General features: G+C 65.7%; 19 protein-coding genes and 2 pseudogenes. 9 read left to right on the forward strand and 12 right to left on the reverse strand.

Annotated elements, in window-relative coordinates:
- Window positions 1–353: pseudogene (locus QZX79_RS02840) on the reverse strand (hypothetical protein); the annotation flags it as partial.
- A complete protein-coding gene (locus tag QZX79_RS18535; protein WP_366484662.1) occupies window positions 296–754 on the reverse strand; it encodes an SDR family NAD(P)-dependent oxidoreductase in 459 nt (152 codons plus the stop codon). The pseudogene QZX79_RS02840 and the gene QZX79_RS18535, both read right to left, overlap by 58 nt.
- Before the next feature lie 6 nt (window positions 755–760).
- Between QZX79_RS18535 and QZX79_RS18540 the strand changes: the two genes are divergently transcribed.
- The gene (locus QZX79_RS18540; protein ID WP_366484663.1) at window positions 761–1,024 is read left to right on the forward strand and encodes an alpha/beta hydrolase; all 264 of its coding nucleotides are present in this window, start codon (window positions 761–763) and stop codon (window positions 1,022–1,024) included.
- A 42-nt stretch (window positions 1,025–1,066) separates the two neighbouring features.
- On the opposite strand, the gene QZX79_RS02850 is transcribed toward QZX79_RS18540, so the two are convergent.
- The gene (locus QZX79_RS02850; RefSeq protein ID WP_294564368.1) at window positions 1,067–2,299 is read right to left on the reverse strand and encodes a trans-acting enoyl reductase family protein; all 1,233 of its coding nucleotides are present in this window, start codon (window positions 2,297–2,299) and stop codon (window positions 1,067–1,069) included.
- 111 nt (window positions 2,300–2,410) lie between these two features.
- Between QZX79_RS02850 and proS the strand changes: the two genes are divergently transcribed.
- Window positions 2,411–3,835, forward strand: a complete 1,425-nt coding sequence (gene proS, locus QZX79_RS02855) for a proline--tRNA ligase (protein WP_294564370.1) — start codon at window positions 2,411–2,413, stop codon at window positions 3,833–3,835.
- A 158-nt stretch (window positions 3,836–3,993) separates the two neighbouring features.
- Here proS and QZX79_RS02860 read toward each other — a convergent pair whose 3' ends face one another.
- On the reverse strand, window positions 3,994–4,890 hold the full coding sequence (locus tag QZX79_RS02860; RefSeq protein ID WP_294564371.1) for a ketopantoate reductase family protein: 897 nt from the start codon (window positions 4,888–4,890) through the stop codon (window positions 3,994–3,996).
- A gap of 135 nt (window positions 4,891–5,025) precedes the next feature.
- Here QZX79_RS02860 and QZX79_RS18545 point away from each other — a divergent pair.
- Window positions 5,026–5,401, forward strand: a pseudogene (locus QZX79_RS18545) (MFS transporter); the annotation flags it as partial.
- A 46-nt stretch (window positions 5,402–5,447) separates the two neighbouring features.
- Window positions 5,448–5,963 carry a hypothetical protein gene (locus QZX79_RS02865; protein ID WP_294564374.1) on the forward strand — a complete coding sequence of 172 codons (516 nt, stop codon included), beginning with the start codon at window positions 5,448–5,450 and terminating at the stop codon, window positions 5,961–5,963.
- A gap of 158 nt (window positions 5,964–6,121) precedes the next feature.
- Here QZX79_RS02865 and QZX79_RS02870 read toward each other — a convergent pair whose 3' ends face one another.
- On the reverse strand, window positions 6,122–7,042 hold the full coding sequence (locus tag QZX79_RS02870; RefSeq protein WP_294564377.1) for an SDR family NAD(P)-dependent oxidoreductase: 921 nt from the start codon (window positions 7,040–7,042) through the stop codon (window positions 6,122–6,124).
- A gap of 95 nt (window positions 7,043–7,137) precedes the next feature.
- On the opposite strand from QZX79_RS02870, the gene QZX79_RS02875 reads away from it, so the two are divergent.
- The 3 genes from QZX79_RS02875 to QZX79_RS02885 all read left to right on the forward strand — a co-directional run bounded on the left by QZX79_RS02875 (window position 7,138) and on the right by QZX79_RS02885 (window position 9,630).
- Entirely contained in the window at window positions 7,138–7,803 is a 666-nt protein-coding gene (locus QZX79_RS02875) for a TetR/AcrR family transcriptional regulator (RefSeq protein ID WP_294564379.1), read from the forward strand.
- 91 nt (window positions 7,804–7,894) lie between these two features.
- Window positions 7,895–8,476 (forward strand): TetR/AcrR family transcriptional regulator, encoded by a 582-nt coding sequence (locus tag QZX79_RS02880; protein ID WP_294564382.1) that lies wholly within the window; start codon window positions 7,895–7,897, stop codon window positions 8,474–8,476.
- Window positions 8,473–9,630, forward strand: a complete 1,158-nt coding sequence (locus tag QZX79_RS02885; RefSeq protein ID WP_366484661.1) for a GDSL-type esterase/lipase family protein — start codon at window positions 8,473–8,475, stop codon at window positions 9,628–9,630. Before QZX79_RS02880 ends, QZX79_RS02885 begins: the two co-directional genes overlap by 4 nt.
- A gap of 75 nt (window positions 9,631–9,705) precedes the next feature.
- Here QZX79_RS02885 and QZX79_RS02890 read toward each other — a convergent pair whose 3' ends face one another.
- The 6 genes from QZX79_RS02890 to QZX79_RS02915 all read right to left on the reverse strand — a co-directional run bounded on the left by QZX79_RS02890 (window position 9,706) and on the right by QZX79_RS02915 (window position 15,231).
- Window positions 9,706–10,395 (reverse strand): alpha/beta hydrolase, encoded by a 690-nt coding sequence (locus tag QZX79_RS02890; protein ID WP_294564384.1) that lies wholly within the window; start codon window positions 10,393–10,395, stop codon window positions 9,706–9,708.
- A gap of 110 nt (window positions 10,396–10,505) precedes the next feature.
- Entirely contained in the window at window positions 10,506–11,432 is a 927-nt protein-coding gene (locus QZX79_RS02895) for an NADP-dependent oxidoreductase (protein WP_294564386.1), read from the reverse strand.
- A gap of 160 nt (window positions 11,433–11,592) precedes the next feature.
- Window positions 11,593–13,344 (reverse strand): alkaline phosphatase D family protein, encoded by a 1,752-nt coding sequence (locus QZX79_RS02900; RefSeq protein ID WP_294564388.1) that lies wholly within the window; start codon window positions 13,342–13,344, stop codon window positions 11,593–11,595.
- A 269-nt stretch (window positions 13,345–13,613) separates the two neighbouring features.
- The gene (locus QZX79_RS02905) at window positions 13,614–14,111 is read right to left on the reverse strand and encodes a DUF418 domain-containing protein (RefSeq protein ID WP_294564391.1); all 498 of its coding nucleotides are present in this window, start codon (window positions 14,109–14,111) and stop codon (window positions 13,614–13,616) included.
- 7 nt (window positions 14,112–14,118) lie between these two features.
- Window positions 14,119–14,550 carry a hypothetical protein gene (locus tag QZX79_RS02910; RefSeq protein ID WP_294564393.1) on the reverse strand — a complete coding sequence of 144 codons (432 nt, stop codon included), beginning with the start codon at window positions 14,548–14,550 and terminating at the stop codon, window positions 14,119–14,121.
- 357 nt (window positions 14,551–14,907) lie between these two features.
- Complete coding sequence (locus QZX79_RS02915) at window positions 14,908–15,231, reverse strand: TetR family transcriptional regulator C-terminal domain-containing protein (RefSeq protein ID WP_294564396.1); 324 nt, start codon at window positions 15,229–15,231, stop codon at window positions 14,908–14,910.
- Between the two features lie 29 nt (window positions 15,232–15,260).
- Here QZX79_RS02915 and QZX79_RS02920 point away from each other — a divergent pair, with 29 nt between their 5' ends.
- Both QZX79_RS02920 and QZX79_RS02925 read left to right on the forward strand, forming a co-directional pair.
- A complete protein-coding gene (locus QZX79_RS02920; RefSeq protein ID WP_294564399.1) occupies window positions 15,261–15,473 on the forward strand; it encodes an SDR family NAD(P)-dependent oxidoreductase in 213 nt (70 codons plus the stop codon).
- A gap of 14 nt (window positions 15,474–15,487) precedes the next feature.
- Window positions 15,488–15,958, forward strand: coding sequence for an SDR family NAD(P)-dependent oxidoreductase (locus tag QZX79_RS02925; protein WP_294564402.1), 471 nt, complete (start codon window positions 15,488–15,490; stop codon window positions 15,956–15,958).
- An 84-nt stretch (window positions 15,959–16,042) separates the two neighbouring features.
- Here QZX79_RS02925 and QZX79_RS02930 read toward each other — a convergent pair.
- Window positions 16,043–16,905, reverse strand: an 863-nt coding sequence (locus QZX79_RS02930; RefSeq protein WP_294564403.1) for an alcohol dehydrogenase catalytic domain-containing protein, incomplete at its 5' end; no start/stop codon positions are given.

A 16,905-nucleotide genomic window follows, 5' to 3' on the forward strand; every position in this document is an offset into this window, starting at 1 on the left:
TCGGCCGAGTGGGCGACGGAGGACCAGTCGGACAGTTCGGCCAGCCGTCCTTCAAACGCGGTGCGAATAGCCTGCTCGACCTGGGCTCCGAGGATGATGCGGGCAGGGGGCGTCTGGGCTTCGACGACGGTCGGGATGGTTGCCGCGGCCAGGACTGGATCCACCCCGGATCCGGCCGGCGGGTTGGCGATGGCCCGCTGGACCTCACCCACAGTGCCGTCGTAGGTTCCGGTGACTTCGGTGAAGGCGAGGTTGGAAAGGACCGCGGTTTCGGTGGCGCTGGGTGCAACCATGGTCACCTTGATGCCCAGGGGAGCCACCTCCTGGAGCAGGGCCTCCGAGAGGCCTTCCACAGCGAATTTGGTTGCCGCAAGCAGCCCGACGCCCGATGGGCGAATTGTCCGTGAAGGGAGGATCCCTGCAGGATGTGCCCGGATCCTTGGGCCCGCAGGACCGGCAGGGTGGCGCGCAGGACGTTCAGTACGCCGAAGACGTTGGTATCGAAGATCGCCCGCGCTTGGGCGTCGGAGTCCTCTTCGACGGCCCCGAAAAGCCTGTAGCCGGCATTGTTGGCGACGACGTTAATAGAGCCGAACCGGTCCACGGTGCGTTGCACCGCGTCGGCGACCGACTGCTCGTTGGTGACGTCGGTGTTCTGCAGCAGCAACTGGGCCGAGTATTCTTCCTGGAGCTCCGAGAGGGGCTCGGTCCTGCGGGACAGCGCCGCGACATTTTCGCCCCGGCGCAGGGCCAGGTGATTGTGTTCGACAACACCGGCGTGGCCTCCAGCACCGGCACGACGCCGGACACCGTCGAGGAAATGACCGCCGACGCCGTCGCCTTCATCAGCGCCCTGGGTCTTACCGAGGTGGACCCCTTCGGATTCTCACTCGGAGGGTTCATTGCCCAGCATCTTGCCCTCACCAGCCCGTCGCTCGTGCGTCGGCTCGTGCTCGCCGGCACCGGCCCCCAGGGCGCCCCCGGCATGGCCCGCTGGTCAGAGGAAGTCGTGTCATACCTTTAGGTTCGAGACGCACTGGGCGAACTGTGGTCCGATCGGCGTCCGTCAGGTGAGGGGGATGACGTCGTAGGTGTGGCCTGCTGCGCGCAGCCGGTCCACCAGGATGCCGCCGAGGGCGGTCGCCGGGGTCAGCGACCCTGCGGCGGGCGGCAGGCGGTCCCCGTCGAGGGCAAGAGAGAGCGCTGTCTCACCGGCCATCACGGCGGTGGCGGTGTATCCAGGGTCCCCGGGCCCGGCTGCGACGGTCCGGTACCGCCGGCCGCTCTCCGTCGAAGCAGTCACCTGGGAGGAGAACCAGCCTGAGCGCCGCGCGGCTTCGCTCGGGCCCGCACCGGGCGACGGAAGGACGCGGTCCAGTAGTTTCCTCGTGGGGGGTAGGGCCAGTGCGGCTCCGGACACCCGTAGGCCGATCGCCGTCGCTCCGGCGATGACGGCGCCGGCAGGCCCCCGCCCCATACCCATCACCTCGCCGTACCGCAGGGACCGGCCGTAGGCCCAACCCTGCAGGGCGTTGCTGCGACGCACGATCCGCGTGTTCGCTGACGCCATGATGAAGGGCGCGGTCCGCAGGCCGTCCTCCGCACGGCCGACCCACCCCAGGTCCGCCGGCTGCCGGGTCGAGGGCTCCGCCGTCCGGCCCGGACTGAGGGAGTAGGGATCGCGTGCGAGCGATCGCAGCACAGGGTCCGACCGCATGCCGTCGAGCTGGCCACGCATGGACGCGATGGTGCCGCCGCTGAAGCCACCCTTGGCCCTGGCGACGAGCTGCACCTCGGTCAGTCCGCCCGCGCCGTCGGCCTGCGCGGCGCGGTGTAGGAGGAGCACCGCGAGGTCCGACGGGACGGAATCGTAGCCGCACGCATGGACAATCCTGGCACCGGTAGCCCTTGCCAGGGCGTCGCAACGGTCGATGGCTTCACGGACGAAGGACACCTCGCCCGCCAGGTCCCCGTAGTGGGTGCCGGTGCGGGCACACGCCTCGACGACAGACAGTCCGTACTTCGCGTAGGGACCTACCGTGGTGAAGAGAACCCTGGTGCCCGCGGTCAGCGCAGCAAGCGAGTCAGGGTGATCCGAGTCGGCCTCGATGAGGGCCCAGTTGTGTGCGGCGACGGGCAGCCTGGACCGTACGGCCTCGAGCTTCACTCTCGATCTCCCGGCGAGCCCAACGCGCAGGTCCGGCGGAGCATGGACCGCAAGATATCCGGCGATCAGTTCACCGACGAAGCCGGTCGCGCCGAAGAGGACGAGGTCGTGGTCGCGCGCTGGGGCCTCCATGCCAGCAGTCTTCCATGGCAGCGGCCGGACCGGCGCCGCGAAGTGCCTACCTCTCCTGCAGCTGAAACGCCCCGTCCCACCGAAACCTTGCGCTGCCGGTAGCGTGGCTGAATGGCACATAGGAGTCGGAGGAGTGTACTTACCCCCCAGCAGGATGATTTTCCCCGCTGGTACCAGGACGTCTTGGAGAAGGCTGAGCTGGCCGAGAACGGTCCGGTGCGCGGCACGATGGTGATCCGACCGTATGCCTACGGGCTCTGGGAGCGGATGCAGGCAGAGGTCGACGGGCGCATCAAGGCGACCGGAGCCGAGAACGTCTATCTGCCCCTGTTCATCCCGCAGTCCTACCTAGAACGGGAGGCCGAGCATGTCGAAGGTTTCAGCCCCGAACTCGCCGTAGTCACGCATGCGGGCGGCAAGGAGCTGGCTGAGCCTGTCGTTGTCAGGCCAACGAGCGAAACCCTGTTTGGCGAGTTGATGTCCAAGTGGATCCAGTCCCATCGAGATCTGCCCATGTTACTGAACCAATGGTCGAATGTTGTGCGTTGGGAGATGCGGCCCCGCCTGTTCCTGCGTACGTCGGAGTTCCTTTGGCAGGAGGGCCATACCGCGCATGCCACCAGTGAGGATGCGAACGCTTACGCGCTGCGAATCCACGTAGATGTGTATCGCGATTTCTTGCAGAACGTTCTCGCAATCCCCGTGCTCGTCGGTGTCAAGTCCCGGCGCGAGCGGTTCGCGGGGGCAATCAACACGATGACCTGCGAGGCCATGATGGGCGATGGCAAGGCGCTCCAGATGGCTACAAGTCACGAGTTGGGGCAGAACTTCGCGAAGGCATTCGACATCACCTTTGCCAGCAGCTCAGGAAAGGTCGAACCGTGCTGGACGACGTCGTGGGGCTCCAGCACGCGGATGGTCGGGGGGCTGATCATGGCACATGGCGATGACCAAGGAATCCGCCTGCCGCCCCGCGTCGCACCGGTGCAGGTAGTTGTCCTCGCGGTGAAAGACGACGAGCGGACCATGACGATTGCTTCCTCGGTCGTCCGCGAACTGATCACGGCAGGAGTGCGTGCCCGGCTCGACAATCGGACAACGCAGGGCTTCGGTCGGCGTACCACAGAGTGGGAGCTCAAGGGTGTCCCGGTGCGCCTGGAGGTCGGTCCCCGAGATCTCGAATCGGGCCAAGCGACGGTCGTGCGACGCGACATCGGCACCAAGGAAGCGGTCACGCTTGACGCGATCAGCACAACCGTTGTCGCTCTGCTGGAGAGCATGCACACGGAGATGATGGAGGCCGCCCGCCAGCGACTGACGGACCGCACCGTTCAAGCTGCGTCCGTAGCTGAGGCCCTCGACGCTGCCAAGACAGGATTTGCGCGAATCCCATGGGAGCAACTCGGTGAGGAAGGCGAGGACGCACTCAACCGCGAGGCTGTAAGTGTCCGCTGCCTGCAGACCCGGGAAGGAACAGTGCCAGGCGGCGGAGACCCCGCCTCCGATCTCATAGCGATTGTCGGCCGGAGTTATTGACGAATCGCGAAGCGACTAAGGACTGACAAACCGGCGCAACTAGCGCGGTCGGATGCCGGACCTGGTCGCTGGGTTGTGGTTTTCCTGGGGCGGGATGGTTCCGTTCTCGCCTGAAGCCCAGACTGGGGAATCGACATCACCGTGGCGATCGCACCGTGTCATTTCGAGAGGTTTGCGTGGATCGCGATCAGTGCCAGGTCAAGGAGCGGTGTGGCTTGCTGCAGTGCCTGGGCGCGCAGCGCATAGTCCCCGAGGATGTGATCGGCCTCCGAGGGCAGTCCCGCCGCAAGGTCGCGGTACAGCGATGTGGTGAACGACGATCCCGGTTCGGTCAGCAGGGCCACTGCCTGCCGGTGCGCCGGATCCGACACGGGGTGTCCTGCCCGTGCAGCGACGGCCTCGAGTTCCTCGATCGCTGCGCGGATCGCGCCCTCGCCGCCGGCGGCGAGAACCCGGCCGATGGGGGCACGGAACAGGCAGTTGATGACGCTGGCAGCGGCGATGAATGCCCACTTGTCCCAAAGAGCGCCCATTACGTCGTCGGTGACGGAGAAGTCGATGCCCGGAACGTCGAGTGCCTTCAGGATGTCGTCCGGAACCGGAGCGTCTGTCAGGGAGCCCACCATGAGCGAGTTCATCGGCGTCTTCTGGTGGACGACGTCCCCGTCGAGGGTCGCCACGATGCGGGCCAGACCGCCCAGTACCCGTCCGGGATACGCCCCTTGGAGCTGGTCGATATGCGCCATGCCGTTGAGGATCGGAAGGATGCGGGTGCGCTCTCCAATGAATGGGTGGACGTCGGAGATCGCGGCGGAGAACCCGGTCGCCTTAACCGTGATGAGCACGAGGTCGAAGGCCGACGGGGTATCGGCGCCCGTGATGACCTGTACGGGATGGGTTCGGTCGGCGTCGGGGGACACGAACCGTAGACCGTCCCGGCGCAGCGTGTTGGCTTTGCGTTCTCGGACGAGGTAGGTGACGTCCCGTTCTGCTTCCTGCAACAGGGTTCCGAACGCACCACCCGTGGCCCCGGCCCCAACAATAAGTATGCGCACTAGAACTCCATATCATTTGCAACAAACTGCCAGCGCGGACGGGAAGCACGCGCGGCGGCTACCCAGCTTCTTCACCCATCTTGCCTCAACCGGCGACGTGGACTGGCCCTGCTGGTGGTTGCCAGTGCCCAGCTGATGCTGGTGCTCGACGACTCAATCGCGAACATCGCGCTGCCGTCGATCCACAATGAGCTCGGAATCACTCCCGCAAGCCTGCCCTCGGTGATCAACGCCTACATCCTGGCGTTCGGTGGCTTATTGCTGTTCGGCGGCAGGCTCGGTGACCTCCTCGGCCGCCGCAGGGTCCTGCAGATCGGCATCGGCTTGTTCACGCTGTCATCCCTTGTTGCAGGACTCGCCCCGGCCGGCCCGGTTCTGGTAGCCGCGCGCGGTCCAGGGACTTGGTGCGGCACTCACCGCGCCGAACGCGCTTGCGCTGATTGCCACGACCTTCCCTGCCGGTGGGGCACGGAACAAGGCGCTGGCCCTGTATGGGGCGATGTCCGGACTCGGCGTGACCGTGGGACTGCTTCTTGGCGGCGTGCTGACCGGAACGTTTGGCTGGCGGTGGCGCCGCGATCCTGTGGCTGTCGACCATCAGCCCGGACTCCGGCTACCTAGAGCACCTTATGGGCGGCATTTTCGCCGTCGCCTTCGGATTCGGGCTGAGCTTCGTGCCCCTCACCCTCACGGCCGTCACCGACGTCCGCCCCGAAGACCCGGGCATCGCTTCGGCACTGCTCAATGCGGCACAACAGATCGGCGTTGCCGTCGGCATCGCGGCACTGTCGACGATCAGCGTCACCACCACAGAAGGCCGGCTGCCGGGCGCCCTGGCCAACCTTCACGAGGCCCACGCAGCAGGCGACACCGGTGCGGTGTCCGCTGTCAGCCAAGCCATCGTCGACGGTTATGCTACGGCCCTCAGTAGCGGAGCGCTCATCCTCGCCGCCGCCGCACTCATCGTCACCGTCATGGTCACCGCCCGCCCACAGAACCAGCGCCAGCGGAACGTCAGCAGCTTCCCGAGGGCCACCGCCTCAGCCCCCTGTCTATCCAGACCGGGTCGATGACCTGCCGGCTAATCCTCAGGCCGCGGTCGCGCAGTACCTGACTGATGCGTGCGAGTGCTTCGGTGCGCAGCTGCAGCGGGAAGTCGATGCCGCTGGACAGGGAGCAGGTGATGGACCGTGCAACCAATTGTGTTGCCACAGCCATAATCCAGGGAGGGTCAGTTGGGCAAATGTGCAGGCAGGGGAAATGTCACACCAGTGAGTTCCTCGGAAACGGCCCAGAGGCGCTGGTGGGTGATCCGGTCGTGGGATTCGGTGCTGGAAGAAACCAGCTTCGGATATCCCCGCACCTCACCCCGGCCGCCGGGACCGTAGTACTGGCCGCCGATCACGGTGGGATCGGTAGCGGCACGGACGGTAGGCAGGGCGCCCATCTCAGCCTTCTGACTGATCAGCGGAGCGAGCCAGCTCAGCGGCACCCGAAGCGCTGCAGGTGAGTTACGCATCAGTTCGGTATTGGATACACCGGGGTGCGCGGCCACCGCCACCGTCGTGCCATGCGGTGCGAGCCGGCGCTGCAGTTCGTAGGTGAACATCAAGTTGGCGAGCTTCGCCTGGCCGTAAGCTCCGATGCGGTTGTAGGAATGCTCCCACTGCAGGTCGTCGAAGTGGATAGCGGCGCGGATGCGGTGCCCGACGCTGCTGACCGTCACGACGCGGGAGCCGGGGACGGGAAGAAGCCGGTCCATCAGCAGGCCGGTGAGTGCGAAGTGGCCGAGGTGATTGGTGCCGAACTGCAGCTCGAACCCGTCGGCGGTGGTCCGCTTCGGGGTGTACATCACGCCGGCATTGTTGATGAGAAGGTCGATGCGCGGGTGGGCGGCGCGCAGCTCGGCCGCAGCGGACCGGATCGATTCCAGCGAGGTCAGGTCGAGCGTCTGGACGCTGACGTCGCCGGCGATGCGGGCGGCTGCCTGCTTGCCCTTCTTGACGTCGCGCACCGCCAGGACCACCGCCGCGCCGCGCTCTGCGAGCATTCGGGCGGTTTCGAAGCCCAGCCCGGTGTTGGCCCCGGTCACGATGGCCACGCGGCCGCGCTGATCGGGAATATGTTGTTCAGTCCAGGTGTCGTTCATCATGCTCCTAAGAAACTGTCGGTCTGTTATTGGTACCAACGTAAGGGACCGGTGGTCTGATGTCAAGGGACCGGCGGTCTTTAAGTTAGGCTGACAGCATGACTTTCCAGCGCGCCCGAAACGAAGAGCAACGGGAGGTGCGTCGTCGGGCGATCCTGGACACGGCGGCGGCGATGCTCAACGAGATGCCCGTGGCCGACCTGAGCCTGAACGAGCTCAGCCGGCGGGTAGGCCTGGCCAAGTCCAACGTTCTGCGGTACTTCGAGTCGCGCGAGGCGGTGCTGCTCGAACTGCTTGATGACTTCCTGGCAAGCTGGCTTGTCGACCTGACTGAAGAGCTGGCCGCGGGCATCGATGCGCACGCGGCGCCGGAGGTACGAGCGGGCCAGCTGGCCGACATCCTCAGCCGCTCCTTGGCGGATCGGGCAGTGCTGTGTGACCTCTTCGGTGCGCAGGGAGGTGTCCTGGAGCACAACGTCTCGGTCGAGGTGGTCAAGCGGCACAAGCGGTCCTCTCTCGCGAAGCTTGCGACCATGTCCGAGCTCCTGCGCGCGCACGTGCCCGAGCTCGGCGACGGCGCACAACTGTTCTGCCTGATGTGTCTCGTCACGGCGGGCGCCCTGTCGTCCTACGTCCCTCCGCCGCCCAGCCTCCTCGCCGCCTTTGCGGAGGATCCCTCACTCGGCGTACTTCACCTGAACCTGCGGGATGCCCTGCAGGATGCCTTCATCGCGACGCTCGTAGGTGTGCTGCCGCGCTCCTGAACCTTCCGGATGCAGGATGATCGGCATTCTGCTGCTCCCTCACACAACCTATGGAGTGTAGGTTTTGCCCTACACCCCGTAGGATGTGTATGTGCCCAGATCGAATCTCTCCTCCGATGTTGTTATCTCAGCTGCTGCAACGCTCGCTGACCGCACTGGTTTTGACGCTGTTACCGTAGCCGCCGTCGCGCGACACCTTGGTGTGCAGCCGGCAAGCCTTTACGAGCATGTCAAAAGCCGTGATGCGCTACTCGATGCAGTTCACCGGCTCGCGCTGGGCGAACTGGGTTCGCGAGTCAGTGAGGAACTGGCTGGCCGCTCGGGGAAAGCCGCACTTCAAGGCCTCGTCGATGCCTACCGGAACTTTGCAACCCAGCGCCCTGGAGCGTGGGCGGCACTTCAACGGGTTGCTTCACCGGACACCGCGCGCTCCCCAGAAGCGGCACGGGTGGCAGCGCTGATGCTTGCTGTGATCCGCGGCTATCCGGTGCCGGAGCCGGCGCTCGTGCACGCTGCGCGTCTGATCGCAGCGACGGTGAGGGGATTCCTTGTCCTGAGCGAGTCCGATGCGTTCAACCATCGCCCGGACGGGCAAGACGAATCCTGGCTTGCCGCCGTCGACGCCCTCGATCGTGCCCTCAGTACCTGGCCTTCCGAAGGGACTCCATCATGATGCTGTCCACTGCTCTTACGGCTGATCTCATTCACGGCATCGCCGAGTTGGAAAAAACCGACCGCGGCGTCCTCCCGCATCGACTGCCCTCCTGGGTGCGACACCGGTTCCCCGACCCGCAGTTGCTGGCTATGGAACGCCAGCCCTCCGGCGTGCACCTCACGTTCACGACCACGGCTTCCCGCATTGAGCTCATCACGCACCCGAGTCGCGTCGCTTATCGTGGCGCCGACCGTCCGCGCGGTCGCGTCGATGTCGTTATCGACGGAATGCTTCACGCTCGTGATGAGCTCAGCGGAGGTGATTGTCTGGAGATCGACCTTCAAACCGGTTCATCGAGCGCTCACTCTGGCCCCGATCACGCCACGGTCATATCTGGACTCTCCACTGACCTCAAGGGGGTGGAAATGTGGCTTCCGCACAACGAGTCACTCGAGATCATGGCCCTGCGCACTGACGCGCCGGTCCATACCGACGATCGGGCGGGCAAGATATGGCTGCATCATGGCAGCTCAATCAGCCACGGCTCCAACGCACTCGCTCCGACCGAGATTTGGCCTGTCGTTGCTGCACGCACAGCGGGAACCGTGGAGCTGCGCAATTTGGGGTTCGGCGGCAGCGCCCTGGTCGACCCGTTCCTGGCCCGCGTCATTCGCGATGCACCTGCCGACTTCATTAGCGTGAAGCTCGGCATCAACGTCGTAAATCTCGATTCCATGAGACTGCGTTCCTTCGTGCCCGCCGTTCACGGTTTCCTCGACACGATTCGAGATGGTCACCCCGAAACGCCGTTGCTGCTGGTGTCGCCGCTTTTCGCAGGCATCCATGAGAGCACTCCTGGGCCGCTTGCGGTGGACCCGGCGTCCTTGGGTACGGACCACGTGCAATTCATCGCCACCGGCGCGCCAGGCGATACCGCGCAGGGGCGGTTATCTCTCGAAATTATCCGCGATGCGCTCCGCACCATCTCCAGAGACCGAGAGGATGACGCGAACCTCTACTACCTCGACGGGCTTGACCTGTATGGGCCCGAGGACGGGGTTGCTTTGCCGCTTCCTGATGGTCTACACCCAAATGTCGAGGCTCATGACCTGATCGGCCGCCGGTTTGCTGATCGCGTCTTTGGATCAGGAAGGCCTTTCGCGACACCATGACCAAAGGACGCCAACACAAGGACCAAAGGACGCCGACACAGCAATCCCACTGCAACCGAAGCGGGCCCGGCAGGGCTACCCATCAGTAGGTCTGACGTGAAGCGTTTCGAGTAACGCTTCGATCGCGCTCACCACGGCTTCTGGGCTGCTCAACAGTCCCAGATGGGCGAGCTCCAGTGTGCGGTTCGGCCAGCCGGCGGCAACCGCCCGGCCGAGTTCAGCCGAGTAGGTGTCGCCGAACGCAAGATAGGCCGCCGGCAGTTCCGAGGCCCAGCCTGCAGGCGCTTGAAGGACACCCGTTAGGTAAGAGGCGTCGATTCGTGGCGTCACCTCATCAATGCGTTCGAAGACGGCCGGGTCGGGAAACAGTGGCTGCATCATGGCCGTCGGCCACCAGCGCGTCCACCGGGGAAGCACGCCGCCGGTCGCCCTCTTGGCCAGCTCAGTGCCCAGAGCGGTCGGCACGACACGCCACTGGCCTCCGTTGAAGGGAGGAAGCACCGCATCCACGAAAACCACTCCGGCGATCGCTGTCCCTGCGGTGATGCCCGGAATGTAGTTCCCGGCGTTCGAGTGCGCCACAACGATCGGAGGTGCACCGCCGGCAACCTGTGCCAGATACCCGCTGAGGACGGCCTCCACAGAACTGGTGTCTTCCGGAACCACGACCGTGACATCGTGGCCGCGCTCAACCAGCGTTTCAGCGAACGGTTCCAAGGCTTGGGGCGGCAAAAACACGCTTCCGAGCACGACGAGGCGGGACATGCGATGAGCCTAAGGGATTCACGCTGATGGAGTCGACGCCTCACGGGGGCTGGGGGCCGGCATTGTGCGGGTCTTTGGGGAGGCGCGCCTGGTGGCCCTGTTAATACCGGTCAGCCGGCGGCGATCCTTACGATAATCTTCCCGCGGGTGTGGCCCTCCATGTTCGACCGCAATGCCTCGGCTGCGTTCTCCAGCGGAAAGATCCCGGCCACCTCGACCGTGAGCCGACGGTCATCCACCAGGTGCGACAAGCGCTCCAGATCGGCCCCGATTGGGCTCACCCACATCCAGGTGCCACCGTACTGCTCCACCGTGTCGTCTGTGATGGAGGCATGCCGCCCCTTTGGGGCAAGGACGGCCAGGGTGGCGTCCACGGTGCCGCCTACGAAATCTGCAACGACGTCGACGCCGCCGGGGGCCAGCGCCCGGACCCGCTCCGCCAGGCCCTCGCCGTAGCTGACCGGTTCGGCGCCGAGGGCGCGGAGGAAGTCATGGTTCTTCTCCGAGGCGGTTGCGATCACCCGGGCGCCGGCTGCCACCGCGATCTGGATCCCCAGCGAACCCACACCACCAGACCCGCCATGGATCAGGAGCGTCTCTGCCGGTTGGACGCCCAGCCGGGTCAGGACCTGGTACGCGGTCAATCCGGCGAGCGGAAGACCGGCAGCCTCTTCCCAGCTCAGGGTTTGCGGCTTTCGGGCCACAAGCCGCTCGGGCAAGGCGATGTACTCGGCGAAGCTGCCTCCATGGACGAAGTCCTTGCGTCCATAGGAGACCACTTCATCGCCGGGCTGGAAATGCCGGGCGTCGATGCCAACGGACTCCACGACGCCTGCCACGTCCCAGCCTGGAATGGCAGGGAACTGGACGTCCATGATCGGATCGAGGTAGCCCGCAATGATCTTCCAGTCGACAGGGTTGACCGACGCCGCTTTCACCTTCACCAGGACCATTCCAGGCGGGACCTTGGGCATGGGTTGCTCGGTCAGTTCAAGGACATCCGGACTTCCGTACTGACTGTAAGTCATCGCTTTCATGACTTACGAGAACTGCCGTCCGGGCGGTCGTATTCCAGCGGGGCTAGCGGTTCTCCCAACAGATGAGGCCGCCATCCTGCCGAGTGGTGCCTCGATGGCACTGAGGTTGTGCCTGGCCCGGCACCGCCCCAACCAAGGGACACGGCCCTGGAGGCAGCTCCTACCGTCGGCGTCCTCTGCGTGCCCGAGTGCCCTTGGAAGTCGAGAGCGCTGCCTCGGGCACAGCTTCCCCTCCCGGCATACTCCCGGACCCACGCCTCGGCACGGTCATGGCGGCGACCTCCCTGAGCCGGGGGTGGAGATGGTCCTCGCCGTCAACCGTTCCCGACTGCCACGACAGCGTCAACCCGTCGGCGGTGTCCTCAAGCGAGGCGAGGTTGTTGTCGAACCACGGTCCTCTGATGTTCCGCCAGCGGAAAGGTGGGTCGGGAACCTTCACGGAGCGCGCTGCGAGAGCCCCGAGAGGTGCCGCTACGGCGTAGGAGAGGATGGCGGTGGAGGAGCGCAGGAGCCAGGGCAGCGGATTGCGGATCGGGGAGCAGACCACCTGGAGGATACGGCTGCCCGACGTCCTGTCCACTTCCGCGACGTACGAGAAGTGGACGTCTCCCGACAGGAAGGTCACCGTCTCCGGTGCCGGGCCCCGTTTGCCGTCCGCGACCTCCGTCGCCATGTTGGCCACGGCCCGGAAGCTGCTCTGGAAGGCGGCCCAGTGTTCGAGATCCATGCCCCGCCGCAGCTTCTCGCCCAGCCGCGCGCCCCGCGCGCCCCATGCACCCTGTGCGAGGGCCTCGTCCCACGACTCGATGTGATGCAGCCCCAGCGGCAGGAGGAACGGCAGCGAGGTTCCCACCAGCAGGTGCCGGAATCCGCCCACCATCCTGGAGTCCAGCCACGCCGTCTCCTCCTCGGTGAGCAGGGCCCGCGCATCGGGTGCCAGCACCCGGGATGCGCGGGAGTCGATTACGATCAGGCGCGTGTCATCGAAGTCGCGGCAGTAGCTCCAGCGGTAGCTCGCCGGGTCCTTGTCCGCCCGGTCGGCGAAGGCGTCGAGCTCCTCGCTCAGGTCGAGCTCGGCGGCCTCGTGATGGTTGACGATCCGCTGCCAGATGCGGTCCGCGGCGCGCCGTTCCGGTGACATGTTGCCGAGGTGCTGGTACACCCAGTACGACGCCAGGCCCGCGACAATCCGGTCCTGCCACCAGGAGGTGGCCGCCATCTCCTGCTTCCAGGCGGTAGAGGCGTTCCAGTCGTCGCGGATGTCGTGGTCGTCGAAGATCATGGCGCTGGGAAGGGTGGACAGCAGCCAGCGGTTGGCACTGTCGGACCAGGCCAAGTTGTACAGGTGGGCGTACTCCTCGTAGTCCTTCAGCTCGGCGCCGGGCTCCTCCTCGATGTTCCTCCGCCCGCGGATGAACTGCTGCATTTCCTCGCTGGTGGAATCGGCGTACACCTGATCGCCGAGGAAAAGAATCAGGTCCGGCCGAGGTGAACTGTCGTCCGTCGTTCGGTTGAGCGCGTACGCACGCATGGCATCCACGCCGTGGGTCCGATTGCCCTCCTTGGTGTGGGGCACGCTTGTGCGGCAGGACCCGAAGGCCAGCCGCAGGGGCTTCCCCGGAGTGCGGGTCGCAATGCTCGACGGCGGGAATTCGGGAACCGATTCCGGGTCCGGCCAGGCCTGATGTCCGTCGATCTCCACCGTGTAGGCGGTGACGCTTCCCGGCTCGAGTCCGTCCACCTCGACGAGCGCGTAATGGTGCCCGTGGACGGCGAACGTGCGTGCTTCCCAGGACCGCTGGGCGGCCCGGACGACGACACGTGCCGCGGCGCCGACCTCCACCCAGATACTTGCCGAGGTTTCGTCGACATACCGAAGGATGGGCCCAAGGACCAGGGGAGTTGGTGTCATACGTATGTTCTACCCTTCTACCCTTGGGTCCGCAGCGGACCTGTGCTTACTTCGGCGAGGTCGGGGGCTCTCGACGACGTGATCGTCCTGGCAGAGCGCCGATGGCCGGGGCGACAAACATTACGGCCATCAGGGCCAGGACGCACGAACCCGCGACCTGATATCGGTATTCATTGTGGAGGTATCGACCCGACGCAAGGTTCTGGTTCTCTGCCTGGCATGGGTGACCGTTTGTCAGGAAGTGCTGAGCCCCTCGGACAGGATGGTGCTCAGGCGTGTTCCATCGGTGCGGGTTTGGGCGCGGCGGAGCCGCGGTAGGTGAGCTTGCGCAGTGCCAGCTCGGCTGGTCCGCGCAGGCCGCGGCGCTCCATGGCAACGGCGAGGACAACGGTGGCCGCCCAGACCGCGACGGCGTAGGCGAGGACGGACCAGCTGGACAGCTGCGCGCCGAGGCCCAGTCCCCAGGCAGCCAGTACCGGACCCCACGCGAGGGACTGGACCAGGTATCCGCTCATGGAGCGCCGGCCGAGGACGGAGACCCAGCGGACGGGGCCGCTGGGTGGTGCGGGCCTCCGGGACACGCGGTGCGCGACGAGGCCGAACAGTGCGGCGTAGCCGATGCCGGTGAAGATTCCTGCGAAGAGGCTGAGGTGTTGGACGACGGCGTCGGGGGCGATCTCGATGACGCCGGTGTGCTGAAGCGCCAGGGCGGCGCCCGTCGCCCAGCCCGCGGCGATCCCTCCGACGGCCAGCCGCCGCAGGAGCACGAGGTGATCACCACAGCAGGCCCGCATGGACGGCGCCGAAGGCGATCATCCACCAGTGGCGCCGGCGCAGGAGGCGCCTGGCATCGGCGGAGCTGGTGCCTTTGGCGGTCTGGCGGGCATACATCTGCCCGATCCCGTAGGCGAACAGGAATCCGAACATGGTGTAGACGCGGGCATCGACCGCCATCAGGGTGAACACCTGGGCGAGGCGATCCGCCAGGTTGCCGATAACGGGGTGGATGCCTATGGTCCCGATGGGTGCGGTGTAGAGGAAGTAGGGGGCGTGTGCCAGGGCAATGAGCAGCAGCATGACGCCCCGTGCGAGGTCGGGCGCCAGCGACCTCTCCTTCAGCGGAGTGGGGCGCACCGTGACCAGCGTTTGGTGCCGCTGCCCCTCACCTCCGGAATCTCGTGCAGTCTGATCGAGCCGGTTCGTCATGTTGGTTCCTTCAGATGGGACTTCGTGATGTGCACCGGTCAGCTCGCCGAGAAGTCGAGCAGCGCCACAGCACCCTCACTGGGAAGGCAGTGGGGGAGAGGGGGGATTGCGGCGTCCGCCGCGCGTGCACGAATTCGAGTAGAAACCATGTTCTTGCAACCAGGTCAAACTTCAGGTGGTTCGGCACTTCCGGCCGGCCTGCCGCGCGCCCTGATTACTCCCGGCACGCCACCCGAGCACCGGCATCACAGGTGGAGGGGCGCAGGACGCTGGTGGGGACCCTCGCCACGAGGCGCGATGCAGAGGCGGCTGCGGAGCGCCGCTCCAATAGTTGTCTCAGGCGTGCTGTTTTTGTGTTCAGCGGGCAGGGAGGGCGCTGAGTCCCATGTCGGCGATTGCGAGCAGTTCGGTGGTGGTTCCTCCATCGCGCGCGCGTGCTGCCATGCCGTTGTGAACAGCCATGATGTAGTTGGCAATCTGCTCGGGATCCGACCCTTCGGGGACTTCGCCCTCGTCGATGCCCTGGGCGACGCGCTCCGCGATGCGGCGCCGGAGTATTTCCCTGTGCTCGGCCAGGCGGGGTTCGAGGGCGAGGAAACAGCCCGGAGGTGTGTCGTCACTGGTGTGTGAGTAGGCGCTGAGGTGAAGCATCTCGGTGAGGCTTTCGCGAAGCGTCGGCAAGGACAGGGCCTTCTCGGACTGCCTCAACAGTGCTGATTACGGGCGCCAATCGGGGGATCGGCGCGGAGTTCGTCCGTCAGCTCACGGCCCGCGGAGCGGGCAAGATTTACGCGACCACCCGTCATGTGGACTCCATCCAGCTCCCTGGTGGAGTCGAGGTTGTCGAAGTTCTCGGGCTGGATATCACCGATGACGATCAGATCGAGGCGGTGGCCGCTCGGCGGTCGACGTCGACCTGCTGATCAATAACGCAGGCGTGGCGTCGGGGGCAGATCTCCTGACGGGGGACCTTGAGGTGATCCGGCGGGAGTTTGAGATCAACTTCTTCGGCGCCCTGAAGATGACACGGGCCTTCGCGCCGGTTCTTGGAGCCAACGGTGGCGGTGCAGTGCTCAACGTATTGTCAGCGGCCGCTTGGTTCAGCGCTCCCGGAGCAACGTCCTACGCGGCGTCCAAAGCCGCGGCGTGGAGCCTGACCGACGCCACGCGTGGTCAATTGGCCGCACAAGGTACCGAGGTGCTCGGTCTGCACATGGCTCTGGTCGACACCGAGATGACGGCCGGGATCGATGCACCGAAGACCCACCCCGCCGATGTCGTCGCCGCAGCCTTGGACGGCGTCGAGCAGTCCAGGACAGAGGTACTCGCCGACCCCATCACGGTCGGGCTCAAGTCCGCTCTCCACCTCGATCCCGCCGCACGTTATGGGACCCTACCCAACTCCTGACCTCAACCATGGCTAGAGGTGAGAGCCTTCAACGCATCGATTGCGTCTACTCCATCGCACGTCTTGAAGGCTCTCACCGCTCGGTCAGCTCAGGGTGACGACGATCTTGCCGGCACCGCCCGCGGAGAGCTCGTGCGCATCCCGGATCGAGTCGAGGGGCAGGACGTGGTCGACACGCGGGCTGTACAGGCCGAGCCGGCCGAGGCCGGCTGCGTGGTCGAGAAGGGAGGAGTCGTTCACGGCATCCACTTTGAGGAGGCCGAGCCGTGCGGCTCCCTCCGCGTCGATGACGGTGATGACACGGGAGGTGTCTCCGACGATGTCCACCAGGTCCGGCAGTGACGCCGACGGTGCTGAATGCAGGGCGGCATCGATCCCCTCGGGTGCCAGTGCCTTGACGCGGTCGGCCAGGCCCGGCCCGTACGTGGTCGTTGTCACTCCGAGCTTCTCGAGGTATTCATGGTTTTCCGGCCGTGCCGTGCCGATCACGCGGGCGCCGGCGGCCAGCGCGAACGCGGCAGCGGCACTTCCCACCGCACCCGAAGCACCCTCGATCAGGAACGTCTTGCCCGACAGGTCGCCGAGCGCGTTGAGCACTCCTGCAGCCGTGGCGGAGGCGAGCCCCGCCGCGGCCGCCTGTTCCACCGACCAGTTGGAAGGAACCTCACTCCAGGCCGTAAGCACCGCGAACTCCGCGGTGGTGTCACTCACGCCTCCGAGTCCGAAAACGAGGTCTCCGACTCGTGCGTTCGAGACTCCCTCTCCGACCTGGTCGATGATTCCAACGGCATCGCGTCCAGGTATCGCAGGCAGCCCGATGGGAAGCACCTCCTGGATGACACCAGAACGCAGCAGGTAATCGATGGGATTGACGCTCACCGCCTGCACCTTGATCCGGACGGAACCCGCTGTGGCGTGGGGTTCGGTGGTTTCCTCGAGATCGGAAG

Source organism: uncultured Arthrobacter sp., assembly GCF_902805515.1.
In the GTDB taxonomy this organism is placed as follows: Bacteria; Actinomycetota; Actinomycetes; order Actinomycetales; family Micrococcaceae; genus Arthrobacter_D.